Origin of the sequence: Pseudomonas sp. GCEP-101, assembly GCF_025133575.1 — a bacterium.
Classification (GTDB): Bacteria; Pseudomonadota; Gammaproteobacteria; order Pseudomonadales; family Pseudomonadaceae; genus Pseudomonas; species Pseudomonas nitroreducens_B.
The window spans coordinates 2,804,836-2,825,574 of the sequence record NZ_CP104011.1 but is presented as its reverse complement, the minus strand read 5'-3'; the positions used below and the strand labels follow the sequence as shown (position 1 = coordinate 2,825,574).

The following is a 20,739-nucleotide window of genomic DNA, read 5'->3' as shown; positions in this document are numbered from 1 at the left end:
AAGGGTAGGAGCGAGCTTGCTCGCGAACAGCACAGCGCCAGAGCTGAGAGGTTCGCGAGCAAGCTCGCTCCTACAAGAGCCGATACGCCTGAGTGATTGTGGCGGTGCAGGATGCGCCGCCGGTGCTCCGCCGCCCGGGAGGCGGATGCACAAAGGGGCGCCTGAGCGCCCCTTTCTTCCTGCGCAGTCGCCAGGGATGGCGCTGCGCAGCGAACCGTCGGGAATCAGAGGATATCCAGCAGCTCGACGTCGAACACCAGCACGCTGTGCGGCGGGATGCTACCGACGGCCTGGCCGCCGTAGGCCAGCTCGCTCGGCACGTGCAGGCGCCACTTGCTGCCGGCGTTCATCAGTTGCAGGGCCTCGACCCAGCCGGCAATCACGCCACCGACCGGGAATTCCGCCGGCTGGCCACGCTCGTAGGAGCTGTCGAACACGGTGCCGTCGACCAGGGTACCGTGGTAGTGGGTGCGCACGGTGTCCTCGCGGGACGGCTTGGCGCCTTCGCCGGTGGTCAGCACTTCGTACTGCAGGCCGGACGGCAGGACGGTCACGCCTTCGCGCTTGGCGTTTTCCACCAGGTAGTCACGGCCAACGGCGGCGGCGGCTTCGGCTTTCGCCTGGGCTTCGGCCTGCATGCGCTCGCGGATCACCTGGAAACTGGCGGACAGGGCTTCGCCCGGCACGCGGCTTTCGGCACCGGCGTAGGCGTCGGACAGGCCAGCCAGGATGGCGTCGAGGGTCATGCCCGGAACGGGGTTCTCGCGCAGCTGGTCGCCCAGCTGACGGCCGATGCCGTAGCTGACGCGGGCTTCGTCGGTGGAAAGGTTGAGTTCGCTCATGGCGGGCGCTCCGCTGGGGGTTCGAAAAAGGGCCGCCAGCCTAGCACAGATGCTCCGCCTCCCCCACCGCGCATGCCTCGCGCGGCGGGAGTCCTGGCCACGCTAGTGCAGCGGGATGGTCACGCCCGCGCCGATGTCGCGCTCATCGTCCATGCCGCACATCTCGTCATGCACCACCGCATGCACCAGATGGAACGGAACGCTGGGCAGCGCCTTGAGCACCTCCCGCGCGTGGGCGACCGAACGCACGCTGATGACGTGCCCGGCCTCGTCCTGCACCGGGTAGAAGCGCGCGCCCATTCGCGCCTCCAGCACATAGATATCGCCTTCCAGCGACACCAGGTTGATTTCGTCGATGTCACCGGCGACGGAACGTCTGGTCAGTTCCTGCAGATTCATATGCTGCACCTCCTGCGGGTTGATCCACGCAGAAGTCTTGACCAGCCGGGGCCCACCGCAAGCCGAAAACGCAACCGCCCGTCCGTTTTGCAACGGCCGGGCGGAGGGGATAGCGCGGGGGAACCTCAGTGATCGTGGCGCGTGGCCTTGTCCAGGTAACCCATGGCAAACGCCGAGAGGACGAACGTGAGGTGCATGATCACGTACCACATCAGCTTGTTGTCATCGATGTTCTTGGCATCCATGAAGATGCGCAGCAGGTGGATCGAGGAAATCGCCACGATGGAAGCAGCCACCTTGTTCTTCAGCGAACTGGCGTCCATCTTGCCCAGCCAGCTGAGCTTTTCCTTGCCTTCGTCGATGTCCAGCTGCGACACGAAGTTCTCGTAGCCGGAGAACATCACCATCACCAGCAGGCCGCCGACCAGCGCCATGTCGATCAGCGACAGCAGCACCAGGATCAGGTCCGCTTCGGCAATCGTGAAGATGCTCGGCAGGATGTGGAAGATTTCCTGGAAGAATTTGATGGTCAGCGCCAGCAGGGCCAGCGACAGGCCGATGTAGATCGGCGCCAGCAGCCAGCGCGCCGCGTACAGGGAGTTTTCGACGAATCGTTCCATGGTGTTCGTAGGAAAGGTCTTGGGAAAAGGGCGGCCGCAGTATAACGGATGAGGTTTACAAGTTATCCCGGATTTCTGTGGATAAATATGTGGGCGGCCACGGTATGAAACCGCAGCGTCCAGGCGCCCCGCGGGCTTCAGCGGATTGTGCAGGGGCTGCGCAATCGACCGTCAACCTTCCGGGCGGAACTGGAAATTGCCCACATGGCGCGAGCGTTCGCCGTTCAGGCGGCGCAGTTCGCCTTGCAGGTGCAACTGCCAGATGGGCGGGTCGTCTGCCACGATGTAGCCCTGCTGGGCCAGGCAGTCGGAGATCGCGTCGAGCACGCCTTCCGCCACGAAAGGCCCGCAGAACGGGCCCTGCGCCTTGATGGCGGTGGGCTGCGCGCCGGACATGCCGGCAGCGCACAACAAGGTCCAGAGTCCATTCTCTCCGGCCAGCGGCCTGATCTCGCACTCGATGCGCGTGGTCAGCCCCAGACAGGGGCGGATGAGGCAGAGGTTACGCGGCATGGCGGCACCCTCGCGGTTGTCCTGAGTTCGAGACTACACCCAGGTTCCGACACGCGAAAGCGCGGATTTATCCCCGTATGTTGCAGGCAACGGTGTGTAAAACCAGCGGACAGGAGCGCCGCGGCGGCGCCCCTGCCCCGCCCGACGGTCAGTCGGCGTCCTTCTTCCGGCGGGCGCGTTCTTTTTCCACTGGCGGCTTCTCCGCCGGCACCTTCTCGGTTTTCGGCTTGCTGGCCGGCTTGGCGGCGGCAGGCTCCTTGGCCGGCTTTTCCTTGTCCTCCTCGTCCATGCCCAGCTCGGAGATTTCCTTCAGGCGCTCCACCACGCGGGCGTTGACGCTGCCCGTGGGGAAATGGCCCTTGGCGTCCGGCGCACCGGCCGGCTCGCCGACCAGCAGGCTCAGCGCCTCGTCGGCCTGGCGCACGGCGTAGATGTGGAACTGGCCGTTGCGCACCGCCTGCAGCACGCGCTCGTCGAGCATCAGGGTGGCGACGTTGGCGCGCGGAATGATCACCCCCTGCTCGCCGGTCAGGCCACGGGCCTCGCAGAGGCGGAAGAAGCCTTCGATCTTCTCGTTGACCCCGCCCACGGCCTGCACTTCACCGAACTGGTTGATCGAGCCGGTGATGGCGAAGCACTGCCGCAGCGGCGTGCGCGACAGGGCGGAGATCAGCGTGCAGACCTCGCCCAGCGAGGCGCTGTCGCCGTCCACGTAGCCGTAGGACTGCTCCAGGGCGATGCTGGCGGAGATCTCCAGGGGGAATTCCTGGGCGTAACGGCTGCCGAGGTAACCGGTGAGGATCATCACGCCCTTGGAGTGGATCGGCTGGCCGAGGTTGACCTCGCGCTCGATGTCGACGATGCCGCTGCCGCCCGGATAGACGGTGGCGGAGATGCGCGCTGGCATGCCGAAGGCGGAATCACCCACTTCCAGCACGGTCAGGCCGTTGCACTTGCCTACGGCGGCGCCTTCGGTGTCGATCAGGATGATGCCGGCGAGGATGTCGTCGAGAATCCGCGCCGACACCCGGCCGGTGCGGGTTTCCTTGGCCTTCAGGGCACGCTCGATGTGGCCCAGGTCGGTCACTTCCTGGCCGGCCAACTGGCGGATGAAGTCCGCTTCGCTGACCAGCTGGAACAGATCACCAATCCGCGCCGACAGGCGCCCCTGGTGCTCGGCCAGGCGGGCGCTGTAGGTGGCCAGGCGCGCGACGGCCTCGCGGGTGAGCGGCGCCAGGCCCTCTTCCGAGGTGCGGGTCTTGAGCAGTTGGGCGAACTGCTCAAGGCTGTCCTCGGCGAGCGGGATGTCCTCGTCGAAGTCCACCAGCACGCGGAACATCTCCTGGAAGTCCGGATCGAGGTCCTGCAGCGTGTAGTAGATCTGCCGCGAGCCGATGATGATCACCTTGATATTCAGCGGGATCACCTGGGGCGTCAGGCTCATGGCGGTCAGGCGGCCCAGCTCGGCCAGCGGCGACTCCATCTTCAACTGGCGCGATTGCAGCGCACGCTTGAGGGCGTCCCAGACGAACGGCTCGCTGAGCAACTTCTCCGCCTCCAGCACCAGGAAGCCACCGTTGGCGCGGTGCAGCGCACCGGGGCGCAGCTGGCGGTAGCTGGTGTAGAGCGCGCCCTGGTCGGAAGCGTATTCGATACGGCCGAACAGGTTGTCGTAGGTCGGGTGCGACTCGAACACCACCGGCGCACCGCTGGTGGCGTGGTGGGCTATGGCCTGGTTCGGCGCGTACTGCTCTTCCAGGCTCTGCTTGCGCTGCGGGTCGGTGCGCTCGGCGTCCACCAACTGGTCGACCACGGTCTTCAGCAGGTTGAGCTGCATGGCCTGCAGGTAGGCGCTGACCCCGGAATTGTTGTTGTACTTCTCCACCAGCGGCGCCAGCAGCGGCTGCAGCGCCAGGGTGATGGTTTCCTCGTTGAGCTGGCGCAGCTGGTTGCTCGATTCGCGCTTCCACTGCGGCAGGCTGGACAGCTCCTCGTTGAGGTGCTCCTCCAGGTCGGCGATGTCGGCGTGGAAGCGCTCGCGCTCCTCTTCCGGCAACTGGGCGAATTCGGCTTCATCCAGCGCCTTGCCGTCCTTCATCGGGGTGAAGGCGATGTTGGCGCTGTCGCGATAGAGGGCGACCTCCTTCTCCAGCGCCAGGCGCTCGACGGTATCCAGGGCCTTGTCGTAGCGCTGATTGAAGGCGCGGTCGATGGCGCTCTTCTTCTGCTGGTAGGCCGGGTTCTCGAACACCGAGGGGAAGGTGGACAGCAGGTTGTCGATCAGGTGATCGATATCGGAACCGAACTCGGCGGCGCTGCCCGGCGGCAGCTCGATCACCCGCGGCTCGCGGGAATCATCGAAATTGTTGACGTAGACCCAGTCGGCCGGCGTCGGCAGGCGCTTGCCCTCGGCCTTCAGGTAACGCTGCACGAACGAGAAGCGACCGGTACCCGGCTCGCCCATGACGAACACGTTGTACCCCGGACGCGGCATCGCCACGCCGAACTGCAGCGCCTCGACCGCGCGCTCCTGTCCAAGCACGCCCAGGAAAGGCTCCAGTTCTTCGGTGGTCTTGAAGGGAAACTGTTCGGGGGTGAAGGGGCGGGTCAGTTCATCGGGCGCCAGGCGCAGGCCGGCAGCAACGGAATCGGGCATTGGAGGTCCTTGCTTCGGGCGGCGCGAGGCCGCGGAGATTCGTCCGCATTCTCGCGCCGCCCGCGCGCCACTGGCAAGGCAGTATTGGTGACAGTTTCAGTCCACCGCATCGGCGCAGCGCAGGCAGTGCTCGGCGGCCGGCAGGGCGCGCAGGCGGCGCTCCTCGATGGCCTCGCCACAACGCGCGCATTCGCCATAGGTGCCCTCGACCAGGCGCAGGCGCGCCAGGCCCACCAGGCGCATGCCCGCCTCCGCCTCGGCCAGCAGGGCGCGCAGCACGTCGTCGTTCTGCCGCTGCTGGGCCTGCTCGGCGAAGTCCGGCGAATGGCTGCGACCGAGGTCGCGGCGGATGGCTTCGGCGCGTTTGGAATACTCGGCCGCCAATTGGTCCAGCGCTGGCCGTGGATCGAAATCGACCATGACTACTTCCTCGCAAGGGGAACTGATTCAAGTGTGGTCGGTTCCAAGACTTCCGCCGCTGATACCGATCAACTACCGGTCATTCGCGACGCCTGCGCAGGCCCGGCCGGAGCGGCTGCGGCAGCGCCTGCCTTGACACCCGCCAGGCAATGGAGAAAAGCTCTGGCCTGGCGCTGTTCTGCTGTCAGCGGCTGTTCAATGGTCCCCGACCTCAAAAAGAGAGAAAAAAGATGAAAAGGATTCTGCTCGGTACCCTCCTCGCCACCGCCTCCGTGAGCGCCCTCGCCGATGCACCCGGCAGCGACGGCTGCGGCTGGGGCAACATGCTGTTCAAGGGCCAGCGCGGCACCGCCACCCACGTCCTGGCAGCGACCACCAACGGCACCAGCGGCAACAACACCTTCGGCATGACCACCGGCACCAACGGCTGCCACACCAACGGCGCGCTGACCTACGGCGGCAAGCCGATGATCGTGCTCAGCAGCATGATGGACGAGCTGTCCGAAGACATGGCCAAGGGTGACGGCGAAGCGCTGACCACCTACGCCGTGGTACTGGGCGTGAAGCCCGAGGACCGTGCGCACTTCGCCCAGGTCACCCACGAACACTTCGCCCAGATCTTCAACAAGTCCGACGTCACCGCTGAAGACGTCTACGCCAACACCCAGGCCGTCCTGAAGCAGGACAGCACCCTGGCCAAGTACGCCGAACAGGCCTGATGGCCGACGCGAGCCCGCCCGCTCCGGGCGGGCTCCCCCTTTCCTTCCAGTAGCCCACTCGATGCCCAAACGCCTGTTGCCCTGGATGGCGCTGTGCGCCTGCACGCCACTGATCGCGGCCCCGCAGATCGACCCGCAACGCCTGCAATCGCTGGCTGACGAACCCTACTGGCTGGCCCTGGGTCACTACGAACACGCCAAGCTCGGTGGCTGGCGCAGCTTCGTCGACGACCCGAAGTTCTTCCTCGCCGCGGACGGAGACCGCCACCCCGACGCGGAACTGGCCGCCACCGTGAACGCCCTCTACGCCCCGGCGAGCCTCGGCGACAAGCACGCCCAGTGCGTCTATCCGGCGCGCACCCGCTGGCTGCGCCAGCAATTGCAGCTCGATGACCTGCCGGCGGTGGAGTGCAAGGAATTCACCACCTGGTACCACGACATCAACCCGCACAGCGCCGTGCTGGTGTTCCCGGCCGCCTACCTGAACAGCCCGTCCTCGATGTTCGGCCACACGCTGCTGCGCATCGACCAGGCCGACGTCGACTCCGACCACACCGCCCTGCTCAGCTACGCGCTCAACTTCGGCGCCTACATCGAGGGCATGGACAACAGCATCCTCTACGCCTGGAAAGGCCTGATGGGCGGCTACCCCGGCCTGTTCGCCCTGGTGCCCTACCGCGAGAAGCTTTCCGAATACAGCCGCCTGGAGAACCGCGACCTCTGGGAATACCGCCTGAACCTGACGCCGGAAGAAACCGCGCGCATGGTCGAGCACGTCTGGGAGCTGAAGCAGATCCGCTTCAAGTACTACTTCTTCGACGAGAACTGCTCGTTCCGCCTGCTGGAGCTGCTGGAGATCGCCCGCCCCGGCACCGAACTCACCGATCACTTCCCCCTCACCGCCATCCCCACCGACACGGTGCGCGCGGTGAAGGACGCCGGGCTGATCGAGCGGATCGACTATCGCCCGTCCCGCGAGCGCGAGCTGCTCGCCCGCGGCGAGCCCCTGAGCCATGACGAGAAGGTGCTGGCACGCCAGATCGCCGACGACGACAGCCAGCTGCAGAGCCCCGCATTCGCCGCCCTGCCCGCCGATCGCCAGGCGCTGGTGCAGGACACGGCCTTCCGCCTGGTGCGTTACCGCGCCACCGGCCAGGAGCGCGACCAATCCACCGCCTCGCGCAGCTACAACCTGCTCAAGGCGATCAACCGCAATCCGCCGCCGGCACTGGCCGTGGAACGCCCCGGCCAGCCGGAGGACGGTCACGAGTCGCGCACCTGGCAGATCGGCGCCGGCAGCCGCGACGGCGAAGCCTTCGCCCAGTATGGCCTGCGCATGGCCTACCACGACCTCGACGACAACGCGTACGGCTTCCCCCTCGGCGCGCAGATCGAACTCGGCCAGCTCAAGCTGCGCCAGTACGAAGGCAACCGCTGGCAATTGCAGCAGCTGGACCTGGTCACCATCCGCTCCATGACGCCGCGCAACGAGCTGCTCAAGCCGCTCTCGTGGCAGGTCGCCGGCGGCTGGGAGCGGGTGATCGGCAAGCACAGCGACAATGACCACGATACCCTCGTCGGCCACCTCAACGGCGGCGCCGGCGGCAGCTGGAAGCTGACCGACGACCTGCAAGCCTATGCCCTGGGCACGGCCCGCATCGAGAACAACCCCGACTTCGCCGCCACCATCGCGCCGGCCATGGGCTTCGACACCGGCATGCTGTGGAGCAACCCGCTGGGCAACCTCAGCCTGGAAGGCAAGGGCGACTACTTCCACAACGGCGAAGTGCGCCGCACCCTGAGCTTCGGCCAGCAGGTGGAACTGGGCCGCAACCTCGGCCTGCGCCTGTCGGCCCAGCGCGAGTTCAGCCACGAGGCCAGCCCGCGCAGCGAAGTGATGCTGGAGCTGCGCTGGTACCACTACTGAGGCGCGTGGCGCCTCAGTCCCGCAACGACGCCCAGTCCAGCCCGAAGCGCGCCAGGTATTTGCGCAGGCGGTCGGCGTCGTTGGGGTTCTGCTTCTCCTGTCGCGAGACGGCGAACAGCTGGCGACCGGCATCGGACAGGCTCCGCGCCTGCCGGCAGACGTCGATCACCGCTTCCAGTTGCAGGCGATCGAACAGGTCCAGCGCCTCGGCACCCTCCCCCAGCCATCGATCCAGCGGCCCCTGGGCCTGCGCGGCGCCCCAGGAGCGGCGCAACCGGCCGATCTCCTCCTCCACCAACGCCTCGTCGATCCGCCCGCTGTCGGCCAGGGTCGCCATGCGCGTGATGGACGCCGACAGCTCGCGGAAGTTGCCGCTCCACAGCGCTTGCGCCGAGTTGGCGAATGCCAGGTAGCGCGTCCGCGCTTCGCGGTTGAAGCGCACCAGGCGACCCTGCTCGCGGGCATGGCGCTCCAGTTCGAAGTCGATGTTCGGCTCGATGTCCTCTCGACGCCCGGCCAGCCCAGGCAGGTCGAAGGTCCAGAGGTTGATGCGGGCGAACAGGTCCTCGCGGAACAGCCCTTCGGCCACTCGTTCGCGCAGGTCGCGGTGGGTGCCGGCGATCAACTGGAAGTCGCTGCCCACCTCGCGGTCCGCGCCCAGGGGGAAGAAGCGTTTTTCCTCGATGGCCTTGAGCAGCATGGCCTGCTCGTCCAGGCCCAGTTCGCCGATCTCGTCGAGGAACAGCATGCCGCCGTCCGCCGCGCGCAGCAGCCCTTCGCGGGCGTTCTGCGCGCCGGTGAAGGCGCCCTTGATGTGGCCGAACAGCGCGGACATGGCGCCGTCGCCGCGCAATGTTGCGCAGTTCACCTCGACGAAGCGGCCCTGGAACTGGTGCCGCGCGCGCTTGAGCTCGTAGACGCGGCGGGCGAGAAAGGATTTGCCCGCGCCCGTCGGGCCGATCAGCAGCATGGGCGCGCGGGAACGCCCGGCGACCCGCTCGATCTGCTCGATGGAACGGTTGAACTCGGCGTTGCGCGTGGCGATGCCGGACTTGAGGAAAGCGAGACTCTCCTCCTGCTCGCGGCGAAAGCGCGTGGCGATGCGGTCGTAGCGCGACAGGTCGAGGTCGATGACCGCGACGGTTCCTTCCGGCTGCCGCGCCTCGTCCTTGCGCCGCGACGGCGATGCCTGCACCAGCCGCGCGGGCAGGTAACGCGCCTCGGTGAGGAGGAACCAGCAGATCTGCGCGACGTGGGTCCCGGTGGTGATATGCACCAGGTAATCCTCGTGCTCGGTATCGAAGGCATAGCCGCCGACGAAATCATGCAGCGCGCCGTAGACCTCCTCGAAGTCCCACGGGTTGCGCAACGCCATGGGCTGCAGGCGCACCTCGGTTTCCGGGGACACGTGGCGCACGTCGGCAGCGATACGCTCGGCCAGGCTGAGGTCCCGCGCATCCAGCCCGTGGATCAGCTCCAGACGGTCGATCAGCAGGTCCTGCTGCTGGCACAGGCCGACCGTCGGCCGCCACTTCTGCCAGCGCGCCGCGCCCTTGCCGACGCGGTCCAGGGTGGAACCGAGGAAGCCGATGGCGACGGTTTTCTTGGCTTTCATCTTTTATCCATAAAGATAAACAACGATCTCAGCATATCCATAAATCCCAGAACCGGCCAATCCTCAAACTCGGAAATTTACACCGCAAATAAAATTAAATCGTTATTTATCAATAATTTGAAAACACACCACACCCATCGAAAGCCAACCTGGCACGCCCCTCGCTATATCTCCCTCGACCGCATCGCTGATGCAGCCCACGGGCAGGGGTTCCAACCCCGCCGGTGCCCAAGCCCACCCCTGGTGTCGGCTTCGGGCATGCCGCTGCAGCAGTCACGGTCGATGGCGCGGTAGCTCAGCCCGGTAGAGCACTCCACGTTGCTGGAGCCGTCGCAGGTTCGAATCCTGCCCGCGCCGTTCGATAGCTCAGTCCGGTAGAGCAGCCATCCAAGAAATGGCCTGTCGCGGGTTCGACTCCCGCTCGAACACTGCCCAGTTAAGGCAGCTACTCATGAAGGCAACACCCCGCCGGTGGGCGACGGGACAGGCGCAAAGAGGCCAGGAAGGCCGGATACGCCAGGGACCCGAAGCCACCGCCGACCCGCCCGGTGCGAGGACCGGGCCCGCGACAAGGCAGATGCTGGCCGAAGGATTCGGCGCAATGGACAGGCAGTCCGCAGCACCTGGCTCTCGCGAGCCCCCGCCTCGCCACCCGACGGGCCGGCGGACACCGGCACCCAGGACAACAGAAGAAGGACGAAAAAGATGAAACTGCTGAAGCGCTTTACCGTGAAGAAGAACGAACGCGGCCTGCTGTACTCCGAGGGCGATTTCCTGGCGATCCTCGAGCCGGGCATTTACCGCCACCTGGACCTGTACAACCGCCTGAGCGTGGAAACCTTCAGCCTGAACACCCCGCTGTTCGAACACCGCCTGGCCGGCTACCTGCGCCAGTCCGAGCCGGCGCTGGTCGAGCGCCATTTCACCCGCATGGACCTGGCCGAGAACGAGGCCGGGCTGCGCTTCGAGGACGGCGTGCTGGCGGAAATCCTCGCGCCGGGCAGCCGCCGGTTGTACTGGAAAGGCCAGACCGAGCAGCGCCTGGAGCGCATCGACCTGAGCCAGGAGTACCGTGTCGCTCCGGCGTTGCTGTAGCAGATGCAGGGCAACCTGCGCGGCCGCAGCGTGATCGGCGCCGAGGCGCTGCTGGTGACCCTGGTGCCGGCCTACCAGGTCGGCGTGCTGAAGGTCGACGGTGCGGTGGTCGAGTTGCTGCCGGCGGGCCAGTACGGCTTCTGGCGCTACAACCGCCAGGTGAGCGTGGAGCTGATCGATACGCGGATCCAGGCGCTGGAAGTCAGCGGCCAGGAAATCCTCACCCGTGACAAGGTGAGCCTGCGCCTGAACCTGGCCGCCAACTGGCGTTACAGCGATGTGCTGACGGCGTTTTCCAGCCTGTCCAAGCCACTGGAGCACCTTTACCGCGAGTTGCAGTTCGGCCTGCGCGCGGCGGTGGGCACCCGTTCGCTGGACGAGTTGCTGGAGAACAAGCAGCTCATCGACGACTCGGTCAGCGCCTACCTCAACGAGCGGCTGCCGGGCACCGGCATCGAAATCAGCGGCCTGGGTGTGCGCGACATCATCCTGCCCGGCGAGATGAAGACCCTGCTCGCCCAGGTGGTGGAGGCGGAAAAGGCTGCGCAAGCGAACGTGATCCGCCGTCGCGAAGAGACCTCGGCGACCCGCTCGCTGCTGAACACGGCCAAGGTGATGGAGGACAACCCCACCGCCCTGCGCCTGAAGGAACTGGAGACCCTGGAGCGGGTCGCCGAACGAATCGACCGTATCTCGGTATTCGGCGGCCTGGATCAGGTATTGAATGGACTGGTGACGCTGAAGCAGGCCTGACAAAGGCCTGCACGGCGCAGGAGTCGGCAACGTGAAGAGCAACAAGCAGCGCCGTCAGGAAATCCGCCAGAAGCGCGAACGGCGCAAGGCATGGAAAGCCGAGCAGGCCAGGCGCCCCGGGCACCGCCCCGGACCGCCCGGCAGCTTCCCGGTCACGCCCTCGAACCTGGCACCCTACAACAGCTACGGCGACCCATTGTTCGTGCGCCGTGGCTGGTACGAGGACCAGGAGTTCACCTGCCGGGACTGCGGTGTCCGGCAGACCTGGACCGCCGCGCAGCAGAAATGGTGGTACGAAGACTGTCAGGGACAGGTGTATTCCACAGCGATACGCTGCCGCGCCTGTCGATTGAACAAACGCATTCGCGATGGCCGGGCGCAGCGCGCTGCCGGCCAGGTCGCCACGCAACAAGAGAGCATCGAAACATGAGCACCCAAACCTTCCAACTGCTGGAAGTCGCCAACGGCAAACCGATCAAGCTCTGGACCCAGGGCGTGCCGGTGGAGGACGACGCGAAGCAGCAACTGATGAACACCGCGAAGATGCCCTTCATCTTCAAGCACCTGGCCGTGATGCCGGACGTGCACCTGGGCAAGGGCTCGACCATCGGCAGCGTGATCCCTACCCAGGGCGCCATCATCCCGGCCGCCGTGGGTGTGGATATCGGCTGCGGCATGATCGCCGCGCGCACCTCGCTGGTGGCCGCGGACCTGCCGGACAACCTGCACGGCCTGCGCACCGCCATCGAAAAGGCCGTGCCCCACGGCAAGACCTTCGGCCGCCGCGACCAGGGCGCCTGGGAAGATGTACCCGGGCATGCCGATGACGCATGGAAGGCGCTGGCGGGGCGTTTCAAGGTGATCACCGACAAGTACCCGAAGCTGGAGAAAACCAACAACCGCAAGCACCTGGGGACCCTCGGCACCGGCAACCACTTCATCGAGGTCTGCCTGGACGAGGCCAACCGCGTCTGGTTCATGCTGCACAGCGGATCGCGCGGCGTGGGTAACGCCATCGGCAACCTGTTCATCGAACTGGCCCAGGCCGATATGCGCCAGCACATCGCCAACCTGCCGGACCGTGACCTGGCCTACTTCGAGGAAGGCAGCCGGCACTTCGACGACTATGTGGAAGCCGTGGGCTGGGCCCAGGACTTCGCCCGGCAGAACCGCGAACTGATGATGCGCGCGGTGATCGCCGCGGCGCGGCAGGTCATTCGCAAGCCGTTCGAAGCGAGCCTGGAAGCGGTGAACTGCCACCACAACTACGTGCAGAAGGAGCGCCACTTCGGCGAAGAAGTGCTGGTGACGCGCAAGGGGGCGGTGTCCGCGCAGAAGGGCCAGCTCGGCATCATTCCGGGTTCGATGGGCGCCAAGAGCTTCATCGTCCGCGGACTGGGCAACGAGGAAGCGTTCTGCTCGTGCAGCCACGGCGCCGGCCGCACCATGAGCCGGACGAAGGCGAAGAAGCTGTTCAGCGTCGAAGACCAGGTGCGCGCCACCGCCCACGTCGAATGCCGCAAGGATGCGGATGTGATCGACGAGATCCCGATGGCCTACAAGGACATCGACGCCGTGATGGACGCCCAGCGCGAGCTGGTGGAAGTGCTGCATACCCTGCGTCAGGTGGTGTGCGTGAAAGGATAGAACGGCGCGGGCCGGACGGGCCCGCGCCGACAGCAAGACAAGGAAACGGAACATGAACAAGGAAGAACGCCATCCCCTCCCCGCCGCCATGCGCGAACGGGTACTGGAGGAACTGGCAAGACTGGAACAGGAGCACGGCGTGACGGTGCTCTATGCGTGCGAGTCGGGCAGCCGCGCCAGGGGCTTCGCCTCGCCGGATAGCGACTACGATGTGCGCTTCGTCTACGTGCATCAACCGGAGTGGTACCTGCGCGTGGACGAACCGCGCGACGTGCTGGAACGCCCGCTGACCGACGAACTGGACCTCAGCGGCTGGGAACTTCGCAAGACCCTGAGGCTGCTGCGCAAGTCCAACCCGACACTGCTGGAATGGCTGGACTCGCCGCTGGTGTACCGCAGCGAACCGGCGGCGGCCGAGGCACTGCGCCAACTGGCACGGGACTTCTACTCCCCCGCCGCTGCGCGAGCGCATTACCTGTCGATGGCCAGGAAGAACTTCCGTGGCTATCTGCAGGGCGAGGAGGTTCGCTACAAGAAGTACCTCTACGTGTTGCGCCCGCTGCTGGCCGTGCGCTGGATCGACCAGGACCTCGGCATGCCGCCGATGGTCTTCGAGACGCTGATGGAGGCCACCCTCGACAACGCCGCACAGCGTGCCGAAGTCGAGGAACTGCTGGCGCTCAAGCGCCAGGCGGTGGAGGCGGAATACGGCCCGGCGCGCCCGGCACTGCACCGGCTGATCGAGGTAGAGCTGCAACGCGCGGAAGACCTCGGCGCACCCTGTGGCGGCTGCCGCGACACGCAGCGCCTGGACCACTTCCTGCGCGATCAGGTGAGGACGTATGCCCGATGAACAAGGACCTGATCGAACTCGACGGCGCCGACGGCGGCGGGCAGATCCTGCGCAGTGCGCTGAGCCTGTCGATGATCACCGGCAAGGCGCTGCGCATCGTCAACATCCGTGGCCGGCGTTCGCGGCCGGGGCTGCTGCGTCAGCACCTGACGGCCGTGCGCGCGGCGGCGGAGGTCTGCGGCGCGACGGTGCAGGGCGATGAGCTCGGCGCGCGCAGCCTGACCTTCCGCCCCGGTGCGGTTCGCGGTGGCGACTACCGTTTCGCCATCGGCAGCGCGGGCAGCGCCGTGCTGGTGTTGCAGACGCTGCTGCCGGCCCTGTTGTTCGCCGATGGGCCGAGCAGCCTGGCGATCACGGGGGGCACGCACAATCCGTTGGCGCCGCCGGCGGACTTCATCGAGCGCAGCTGGCTGCCGCTGTTGCGGCGCATGGGCGCGACGGTCGACTTCGACCTGCTGCGCCATGGCTTCATGCCGGCCGGAGGAGGTGAACTGCGGGTGCGCGTCGCGCCCGGCGAGCTGCGGCCACTGCATCTGCCGGAAGCGGGGGCGATTCTGTCGCGTTCAGCCCGCGCCCTGCTGGCGGCCATTCCCGGTCACGTGGGGGATCGCGAGCTGGAGAAGGTGAAGCGGCACCAGGATTGGCGCGCGGCGTCCGTTCAGGTCGTCCGCCTGCCGGAAGACCAGGGGCCGGGCAACGCCTTGCTGCTGGAGATCGCGTGCGAGCAGTTGACCCTGGCGTTCTGCGCCTTCGGCCAGCCCGGGGTCAGCGCCGAGCGCGTCGCCAGCCAGGCGCTGCGCCAGGCCGATGACTGGCGCCGCAGCGGTACGAGCGTCGAGGAGCATCTGGCCGACCAGTTGCTGCTGCCCCTGGCCCTGGCCGGCGGCGGCAGCTTCACCACGCCGGTGGCGAGCGACCATCTGCTGAGCAACCGCACGGTGATCGAAGCCTTCCTGCCGGTGCGCATCGCATTCGAGGCGCGTCACGCCGGCGGCCAGCACATCCGCATCACGCCGGCTTGACGCTTTTCTCACCAGCCGCTGGCTAGAGTCGCGCCATGCCACCTCGAGTGGCGCTTCCTCTGCCGGCGCGTGTGCCCGCCTTATCGGTACACGGGAGCTCCCATGGCGCACCGCGCCACCCTCATCCTGTTCTGCGCCGCGCTGCTCGCCGGCTGCGAAACCACCCACGAAAGCCTGATTGCCCAGGGCTACCCGCCCGCCTATGCCGACGGCTATGACGACGGCTGCGGCAGCGGTCGCCAGGCGGCCGGCGCCATCGGCGGCGAATTCCGCAAGAACGTGCCGCGTTACCTGGACGAGCCCAGATATGCCCTGGGCTGGAACGACGGCTTCCAGCAATGCCAGGCCATGCGCGTAAGCCAGGAACGCCAGCAGTACGAGGAACAGCGCAACAGCGACCGGGACCGCGACTGGGAACAGGAAAAGGACCGCGCCCTGTCGCGCGCACTGCGCGCCAACTGAGACTGCGGCATCATTGCGCGGCCGACAAAGTCCCGCGCTTGACGTCGATCAAGCCCTCCCCCGCCCCACTGACCTCTCCTTGAACTCAGACAACAACCAATAGCCTGAGACAAGGAGACCCCACATGCAGCCCTTCAGAAAACTCGCCCTGGGCAGCCTACTGCTGGCCCTCGGCGCGGCATCGGCAGCCGCGAATGCCGACGCCCTGCGTGACCAGGCCAATGGCATCTTCAAGCCCATCCCCGAGAAACCCAGCGACACGCTGAACCCTGACCAGGTGACGCTGGGCCGGCAGTTGTTCTTCGAACCGCGCCTGTCCGCCAGCCACGTGATCAGCTGCAATACCTGCCACAACATCGGCACCGGCGGCGCCGACAACGTGCCCACCTCCAGCGGCCACGAATGGCAGAAGGGTGCGCGCAACTCGCCCACGGTATTCAACGCTGTGTTCAACGTCGCGCAGTTCTGGGATGGCCGCGCCAAGGACCTGGAAGAACAGGCCAAGGGTCCGGTGCAGAACCCGGTGGAAATGCACAACACGCCGAAGAACGTCGAGCTGACCCTGCAGAGCATGCCCGAGTATGTCGCGGCCTTCGGCAAGGCCTTCCCGAAAGACCCGCAACCGGTGAGCTTCGACAACATGGCGCGGGCCATTCAGGCCTTCGAGTCGACCCTGATCACCCCGGACTCGCGCTTCGACCTCTACCTCAAGGGCGACGACAAGGCGATGAACGAGCAGGAGAAAAAGGGCCTGCAGACCTTCATGAGCGCCGGCTGCATCGCCTGCCACAACGGCGTGAACCTGGGTGGCCAGGCGTACTTCCCGTTCGGCCTGGTGAAGAAGCCCGACGACAAGATCCTGCCCAGCGGCGACAAGGGTCGCTTCGAAGTGACCAAGACCGAGAACGACGAATACGTCTTCCGCGCCGCGCCCCTGCGAAACGTCGCGCTGACCGCGCCCTACTTCCACAGCGGGCAGGTCTGGAGCCTGGACGAAGCGGTGAAGATCATGGGCAACGCGCAGTTGGGCAAACAGCTCAACGACGAAGAAGTTGGCGATATCGTCGCTTTCCTCAAGACCGTCACCGGCAAGCAGCCCACGGTGGAATACCCGCTGCTGCCGCCGAGCACCGCGACCACGCCCAAACCCGTGGATTGATAGCGGGCAGGTAGGAGCGCACTTGCTCGCGAAACAACCTCCCGGCGACTTCGGCGTTGGGCGGGTTCGCGAGCAGGCTCGCTCCTGCGAAGGGCAGCCCGCGCCAAGCCGGGTGACATGAAAAACGGGCCCATCGGGCCCGTCTTTCATTTCCGGGGAGCGATCAGACCACGCCCTGGGCCAGCATGGCGTCGGCAACCTTGACGAAGCCGGCGATGTTGGCGCCCTTCACGTAGTTGATCCGGCCGTTTTCCTCGCCATAGGCAACGCAGGCATGGTGGATGTTCTGCATGATGCCGTGCAGGCGTTGGTCCACTTCACCTGCGGTCCACAGCAGGCGCATGGCGTTCTGGCTCATCTCCAGGCCGCTGGTGGCGACGCCGCCGGCGTTGGAGGCCTTGCCCGGCGCGTAGAGGATGCCGGCCTCGAGGAAGATATCCACCGCCTCCAGCGTCGACGGCATGTTCGCGCCTTCGGCCACGCAGATGCAGCCGTTGGCCAGCAGGGTGCGCGCGTCGTCGGCATCCAGCTCGTTCTGGGTGGCGCAGGGCAGCGCGATGTCGCAGGCCAGCGACCACGGGCGCTGGCCCGCCAGGAAGCGCAGGCCCGGGCCTGCCATCTCGCTGAGGCGACCGCGACGGACGTTCTTCAACTCCATCATTTCGTCCCACTGCGCCAGGGTCAGGCCGGCCTCGAAGAACAGCGTGCCCTCGGAATCGGACAGCGAGATCACCTTGCCCCCCAGTTCCATGACCTTCTGCGCGGCGTACTGCGCCACGTTGCCGGAGCCGGAGATGGCCACGCGCTGGCCGTCGAAGCCGCTTTCGCGGGCCTTGAGCATTTCCTGGGCGAAGTACACGCAGCCGTAGCCGGTGGCTTCCGGGCGGATCAGGCTGCCGCCGTAGGACATGCCCTTGCCGGTCAGCACCGAGGTGAACTCGTTGGACAGGCGCTTGTACTGGCCGAACAGGTAGCCGATCTCGCGCGCGCCAACGCCGATGTCACCGGCCGGCACATCGAGGTCCGCGCCGACGTGACGGAACAGCTCGCTCATGAACGACTGGCAGAAGCGCATGACCTCGAGGTCGCTCTTGCCCTTGGGGTCGAAGTCCGAACCGCCCTTGCCGCCGCCCATGGGCAGCGAGGTCAGGGAGTTCTTGAAGACCTGCTCGAAGGCGAGGAATTTCAGCACGCCCAGGTTCACCGAGGGGTGGAAGCGCAGGCCGCCCTTGTACGGGCCGATGGCGCTGCTCATCTGGATGCGGAAGCCCCGGTTGACCCGCACTCGCCCGGCATCGTCCATCCACGGCACGCGGAACAGGATCGCGCGTTCAGGTTCGACGATGCGCTCGACGATGCCTGCCTGCAGGTAACGCGGGTTGGCTTGGAGGAAGGGCCACAGGGAGCGCAGCACCTCTTCCACCGCCTGGTGGAATTCGGGCTGGTCGGGGTCGCGCCGCTTGAGGCGCTCGAGAAACGAATCAACGGATTGCATCATGTCTACACCGGTACTTTTCTGGTTATGTAACGCTTTTTTTGCCGGCAGACTCTAGCAACCCACACCGCACTGAGATAGTGCAGCGTGACGCTTTTCTGAATCTTTATGGTGCAAAAAATATAATTCCCACGTCTGCCAGAGCGGCAGAAAACCAGATTCCTGTATACAAAATCAATAGATCATTGCATCCATCCGCTCACATCTTCCAGGATCATGACCATGCCCAGCCGCCCCCTCGTCGCCCTTGCCGCCCTCACCGCCTGCCTCGCCCTGCCGGCTCTCGGGGCCATGAAACTGGGCAACTTCACCGAGTCTGGCGCGCTGCTGGTGGCGGATACATTCGACAGCGAAGTGATCCACAAGTCGAACTTCAGCACGGACGACCTGCAGCGCATGGCGCGCCAACTGGAAGACCAGCAACGCACCCTGCAGGACCAGGCGCGGCAAATCGACACACTGCAGCGCCAGCTGGAGGAACAGCGCCGCGCGCTGGATGATCTCAAGCGCAGCCGCTGAGCCGGCCGTAAAGGCCGCAGCAGAAACGAAAACGGGGCCCGAAGGCCCCGTTTTCCTGCAGAAGCGGCTTACGCCAGCTTCTTGTAACGCACGCGGTGCGGCTGCGAGGCCGCGTCGCCCAGGCGTTTCTTACGGTCGGCTTCGAACTCGGTGTAGTTGCCTTCGAAGAAGACCACCTTGCCGTCGTCCTCGTAGGAGAGGATGTGGGTCGCGATGCGGTCCAGGAACCAGCGATCGTGGGAAATCACGATGGCGGCGCCGGGGAAGTCCAGCAGCGCTTCTTCCAGCGCACGCAGGGTTTCCACGTCGAGGTCGTTGGACGGTTCGTCGAGCAGCAGCACGTTGCCGCCCTGCTTCAGGGTCAGGGCCAGGTGCAGGCGGCCACGCTCACCACCGGAGAGGTCCTTGACGAACTTCTGCTGGTCGCCGCCCTTGAAGTTGAAGCGGCCGACGTAGCTGCGCGACGGGACTTCGTAGTTGCCGATCTTGATCTGCTCGAAGCCGTCGGAAACCTGCTCCCACACGGTCTTGTTGCCTTCGAGGATTTCGCGGCTCTGGTCGACGCTGGCGATCTGCACGGTTTCGCCGATCTCGATGGTGCCCGAGTCCGGTTGCTCCTTGCCGGTCAGCATGCGGAACAGGGTCGATTTACCCGCGCCGTTGCCGCCGATCACGCCGACGATGGCGCCCTTGGGAATGCTCAGCGACAGGTTGTCGATCAGCACGCGCTCGCCGTAGCCCTTGGTGACGTTGTGCAGCTCGATGACCTTGTCGCCCAGGCGCGGGCCGGCCGGAATGTAGATCTCGTTGGTCTCGCTGCGCTTCTGGAATTCCTGCGATTGCAGTTCCTCGAAGCGTTGCAGACGGGCCTTGGACTTGGCCTGGCGACCCTTGGCGCCCTGGCGTACCCACTCCAGTTCGGCCTTCATGGCCTTGGCGTGGGAGGCTTCCTGCTTGGCTTCCTGGGCCAGGCGGTTGGCCTTGGATTCCAGCCAGCCGGAGTAGTTGCCTTCGAACGGGATGCCGTGGCCACGGTCGAGTTCGAGGATCCAGCCGGCAACGTTGTCGAGGAAGTAGCGGTCGTGGGTGATCGCCACCACGGTGCCCGGGAAGTCGTGGAGGAAGTGCTCCAGCCAGGCGACGGAGTCGGCGTCCAGGTGGTTGGTCGGTTCGTCGAGCAGCAGCATGTCCGGCGCGGACAGCAGCAGGCGGCACAGCGCCACACGGCGCTTCTCGCCACCGGAGAGGTGTTCAATCTTGGCGTCCCACGGCGGCAGGCGCAGGGCGTCGGCGGCGACTTCCAGCTGGCGCTCCAGGTTGTGGCCGTCGGAAGCCTGGAGGATGGCCTCCAGCTTCGCCTGCTCGGCAGCCAGGGCGTCGAAGTCGGCGTCCGGCTCGGCGTAGGCGGCGTAGACCTCGTCCAGGCGAGCCTGGGCTGCCTTGATCTGACCGACGGCCTCTTCGACGATCTCGCGCACGGTGGCCTGCGGGTCGAGCTTGGGCTCCTGCGGCAGGTAACCGACGTTGATGCCGGGCATCGGGCGGGCTTCACCTTCGATCTCGGTATCGACGCCGGCCATGATGCGCAGCAGGGTGGATTTACCCGCGCCGTTCAGGCCCAGCACGCCGATCTTGGCGCCAGGGAAGAACGACAGGGAGATGTCCTTGAGGATTTCACGCTTGGGCGGCACGACCTTGCCGACCCGGTGCATGGTGTAGACGTATTGAGCCATGGATACCTGACTTCTGGGATGAATGGATGATCGGGATAGCCGGAACGGACGACGGCAGGTTCCGGAACGCCGGCCCGGTGGGCCGGAGCGGCAGCGCTCAAACACTCGGGAGCAGGCTGGCCGCGGGCGCAAACGGCCGATGGACGGCCCTTCGCGCAGGACTCGCTGCGGATGTACTTTATGCAGCGCACTTTCGCCGCATTTCAGACGCGCGCGTGCGGCAAAGCTACCGGAATGAGCCAGGAAGGGCAAACGACGCTCGTCGGCCATACTGGCACTTCGCCGGCTTT

18 protein-coding genes, 1 tRNA gene and 1 pseudogene are annotated in these 20,739 nt (G+C 66.0%); 11 read left to right on the top strand and 9 right to left on the bottom strand.

The features are described from left to right. Window positions 1-224 precede the first annotated feature (224 nt). The 6 genes from N0B71_RS12935 to N0B71_RS12910 form a co-directional block, all read right to left on the bottom strand. Window positions 225-842 carry an FKBP-type peptidyl-prolyl cis-trans isomerase gene (locus N0B71_RS12935; RefSeq protein ID WP_259759258.1) on the bottom strand — a complete coding sequence of 206 codons (618 nt, stop codon included), beginning with the start codon at window positions 840-842 and terminating at the stop codon, window positions 225-227. Between the two features lie 102 nt (window positions 843-944). Then, window positions 945-1,241 carry a DUF6482 family protein gene (locus N0B71_RS12930; protein WP_259759257.1) on the bottom strand — a complete coding sequence of 99 codons (297 nt, stop codon included), beginning with the start codon at window positions 1,239-1,241 and terminating at the stop codon, window positions 945-947. A gap of 125 nt (window positions 1,242-1,366) precedes the next feature. Beyond that, a complete protein-coding gene (locus N0B71_RS12925; RefSeq protein ID WP_259759256.1) occupies window positions 1,367-1,861 on the bottom strand; it encodes a TIGR00645 family protein in 495 nt (164 codons plus the stop codon). Between the two features lie 171 nt (window positions 1,862-2,032). Further along, complete coding sequence (locus N0B71_RS12920; protein WP_233300022.1) at window positions 2,033-2,374, bottom strand: PA4575 family protein; 342 nt, start codon at window positions 2,372-2,374, stop codon at window positions 2,033-2,035. Between the two features lie 148 nt (window positions 2,375-2,522). Further along, window positions 2,523-5,030 (bottom strand): Lon protease family protein, encoded by a 2,508-nt coding sequence (locus tag N0B71_RS12915; RefSeq protein ID WP_259759255.1) that lies wholly within the window; start codon window positions 5,028-5,030, stop codon window positions 2,523-2,525. A 96-nt stretch (window positions 5,031-5,126) separates the two neighbouring features. Continuing rightward, the gene (locus N0B71_RS12910; RefSeq protein WP_259759254.1) at window positions 5,127-5,450 is read right to left on the bottom strand and encodes a TraR/DksA family transcriptional regulator; all 324 of its coding nucleotides are present in this window, start codon (window positions 5,448-5,450) and stop codon (window positions 5,127-5,129) included. 230 nt (window positions 5,451-5,680) lie between these two features. Between N0B71_RS12910 and N0B71_RS12905 the strand changes: the two genes are divergently transcribed. Together N0B71_RS12905 and N0B71_RS12900 are read left to right on the top strand one after the other, a co-directional pair. Beyond that, window positions 5,681-6,169, top strand: coding sequence for a DUF3015 domain-containing protein (locus N0B71_RS12905; RefSeq protein WP_259759253.1), 489 nt, complete (start codon window positions 5,681-5,683; stop codon window positions 6,167-6,169). Between the two features lie 61 nt (window positions 6,170-6,230). Continuing rightward, window positions 6,231-8,096 (top strand): Lnb N-terminal periplasmic domain-containing protein, encoded by a 1,866-nt coding sequence (locus N0B71_RS12900; protein WP_259759252.1) that lies wholly within the window; start codon window positions 6,231-6,233, stop codon window positions 8,094-8,096. 13 nt (window positions 8,097-8,109) lie between these two features. Here the strand turns inward: N0B71_RS12900 and rtcR are convergent, their stop codons facing one another. Continuing rightward, a complete protein-coding gene (rtcR, locus tag N0B71_RS12895) occupies window positions 8,110-9,711 on the bottom strand; it encodes an RNA repair transcriptional activator RtcR (RefSeq protein WP_259759251.1) in 1,602 nt (533 codons plus the stop codon). 284 nt (window positions 9,712-9,995) lie between these two features. Here rtcR and N0B71_RS12890 point away from each other — a divergent pair. The 8 genes and pseudogenes from N0B71_RS12890 to N0B71_RS12855 all read left to right on the top strand — a co-directional run bounded on the left by N0B71_RS12890 (window position 9,996) and on the right by N0B71_RS12855 (window position 16,702). Beyond that, window positions 9,996-10,068: transfer RNA gene (locus N0B71_RS12890), tRNA-OTHER, on the top strand. A 348-nt stretch (window positions 10,069-10,416) separates the two neighbouring features. Next, window positions 10,417-11,559: pseudogene (locus N0B71_RS12885) on the top strand (slipin family protein). A 31-nt stretch (window positions 11,560-11,590) separates the two neighbouring features. Then, a complete protein-coding gene (locus N0B71_RS12880) occupies window positions 11,591-11,989 on the top strand; it encodes a zinc-ribbon domain-containing protein (protein WP_259759250.1) in 399 nt (132 codons plus the stop codon). After that, window positions 11,986-13,206 (top strand): RtcB family protein, encoded by a 1,221-nt coding sequence (locus N0B71_RS12875; RefSeq protein WP_259759249.1) that lies wholly within the window; start codon window positions 11,986-11,988, stop codon window positions 13,204-13,206. The genes N0B71_RS12880 and N0B71_RS12875 overlap by 4 nt, the downstream gene beginning before the upstream one ends. A 52-nt stretch (window positions 13,207-13,258) precedes the next feature. Beyond that, window positions 13,259-14,059 carry a nucleotidyltransferase domain-containing protein gene (locus N0B71_RS12870; protein WP_259759248.1) on the top strand — a complete coding sequence of 267 codons (801 nt, stop codon included), beginning with the start codon at window positions 13,259-13,261 and terminating at the stop codon, window positions 14,057-14,059. Next, a complete protein-coding gene (gene rtcA / locus N0B71_RS12865; RefSeq protein ID WP_259759247.1) occupies window positions 14,056-15,081 on the top strand; it encodes an RNA 3'-terminal phosphate cyclase in 1,026 nt (341 codons plus the stop codon). Before N0B71_RS12870 ends, rtcA begins: the two co-directional genes overlap by 4 nt. Window positions 15,082-15,183: 102 nt before the next feature. After that, window positions 15,184-15,543: a hypothetical protein gene (locus tag N0B71_RS12860; RefSeq protein WP_259759246.1), complete on the top strand. Its 360-nt coding sequence runs from the start codon at window positions 15,184-15,186 to the stop codon at window positions 15,541-15,543. A 124-nt stretch (window positions 15,544-15,667) separates the two neighbouring features. Next, window positions 15,668-16,702, top strand: a complete 1,035-nt coding sequence (locus N0B71_RS12855; protein WP_259759245.1) for a cytochrome-c peroxidase — start codon at window positions 15,668-15,670, stop codon at window positions 16,700-16,702. A gap of 163 nt (window positions 16,703-16,865) precedes the next feature. Here the strand turns inward: N0B71_RS12855 and gdhA are convergent, their stop codons facing one another. Further along, the gene (gdhA, locus tag N0B71_RS12850) at window positions 16,866-18,200 is read right to left on the bottom strand and encodes an NADP-specific glutamate dehydrogenase (protein ID WP_259759244.1); all 1,335 of its coding nucleotides are present in this window, start codon (window positions 18,198-18,200) and stop codon (window positions 16,866-16,868) included. Window positions 18,201-18,419: 219 nt separating this feature from the next. On the opposite strand from gdhA, the gene N0B71_RS12845 reads away from it, so the two are divergent. Beyond that, on the top strand, window positions 18,420-18,716 hold the full coding sequence (locus N0B71_RS12845) for a hypothetical protein (protein ID WP_259759243.1): 297 nt from the start codon (window positions 18,420-18,422) through the stop codon (window positions 18,714-18,716). Between the two features lie 68 nt (window positions 18,717-18,784). Here the strand turns inward: N0B71_RS12845 and ettA are convergent, their stop codons facing one another. After that, complete coding sequence (gene ettA / locus N0B71_RS12840) at window positions 18,785-20,449, bottom strand: energy-dependent translational throttle protein EttA (RefSeq protein WP_259759242.1); 1,665 nt, start codon at window positions 20,447-20,449, stop codon at window positions 18,785-18,787. Between the last annotated feature and the right edge of the window lie 290 nt (window positions 20,450-20,739).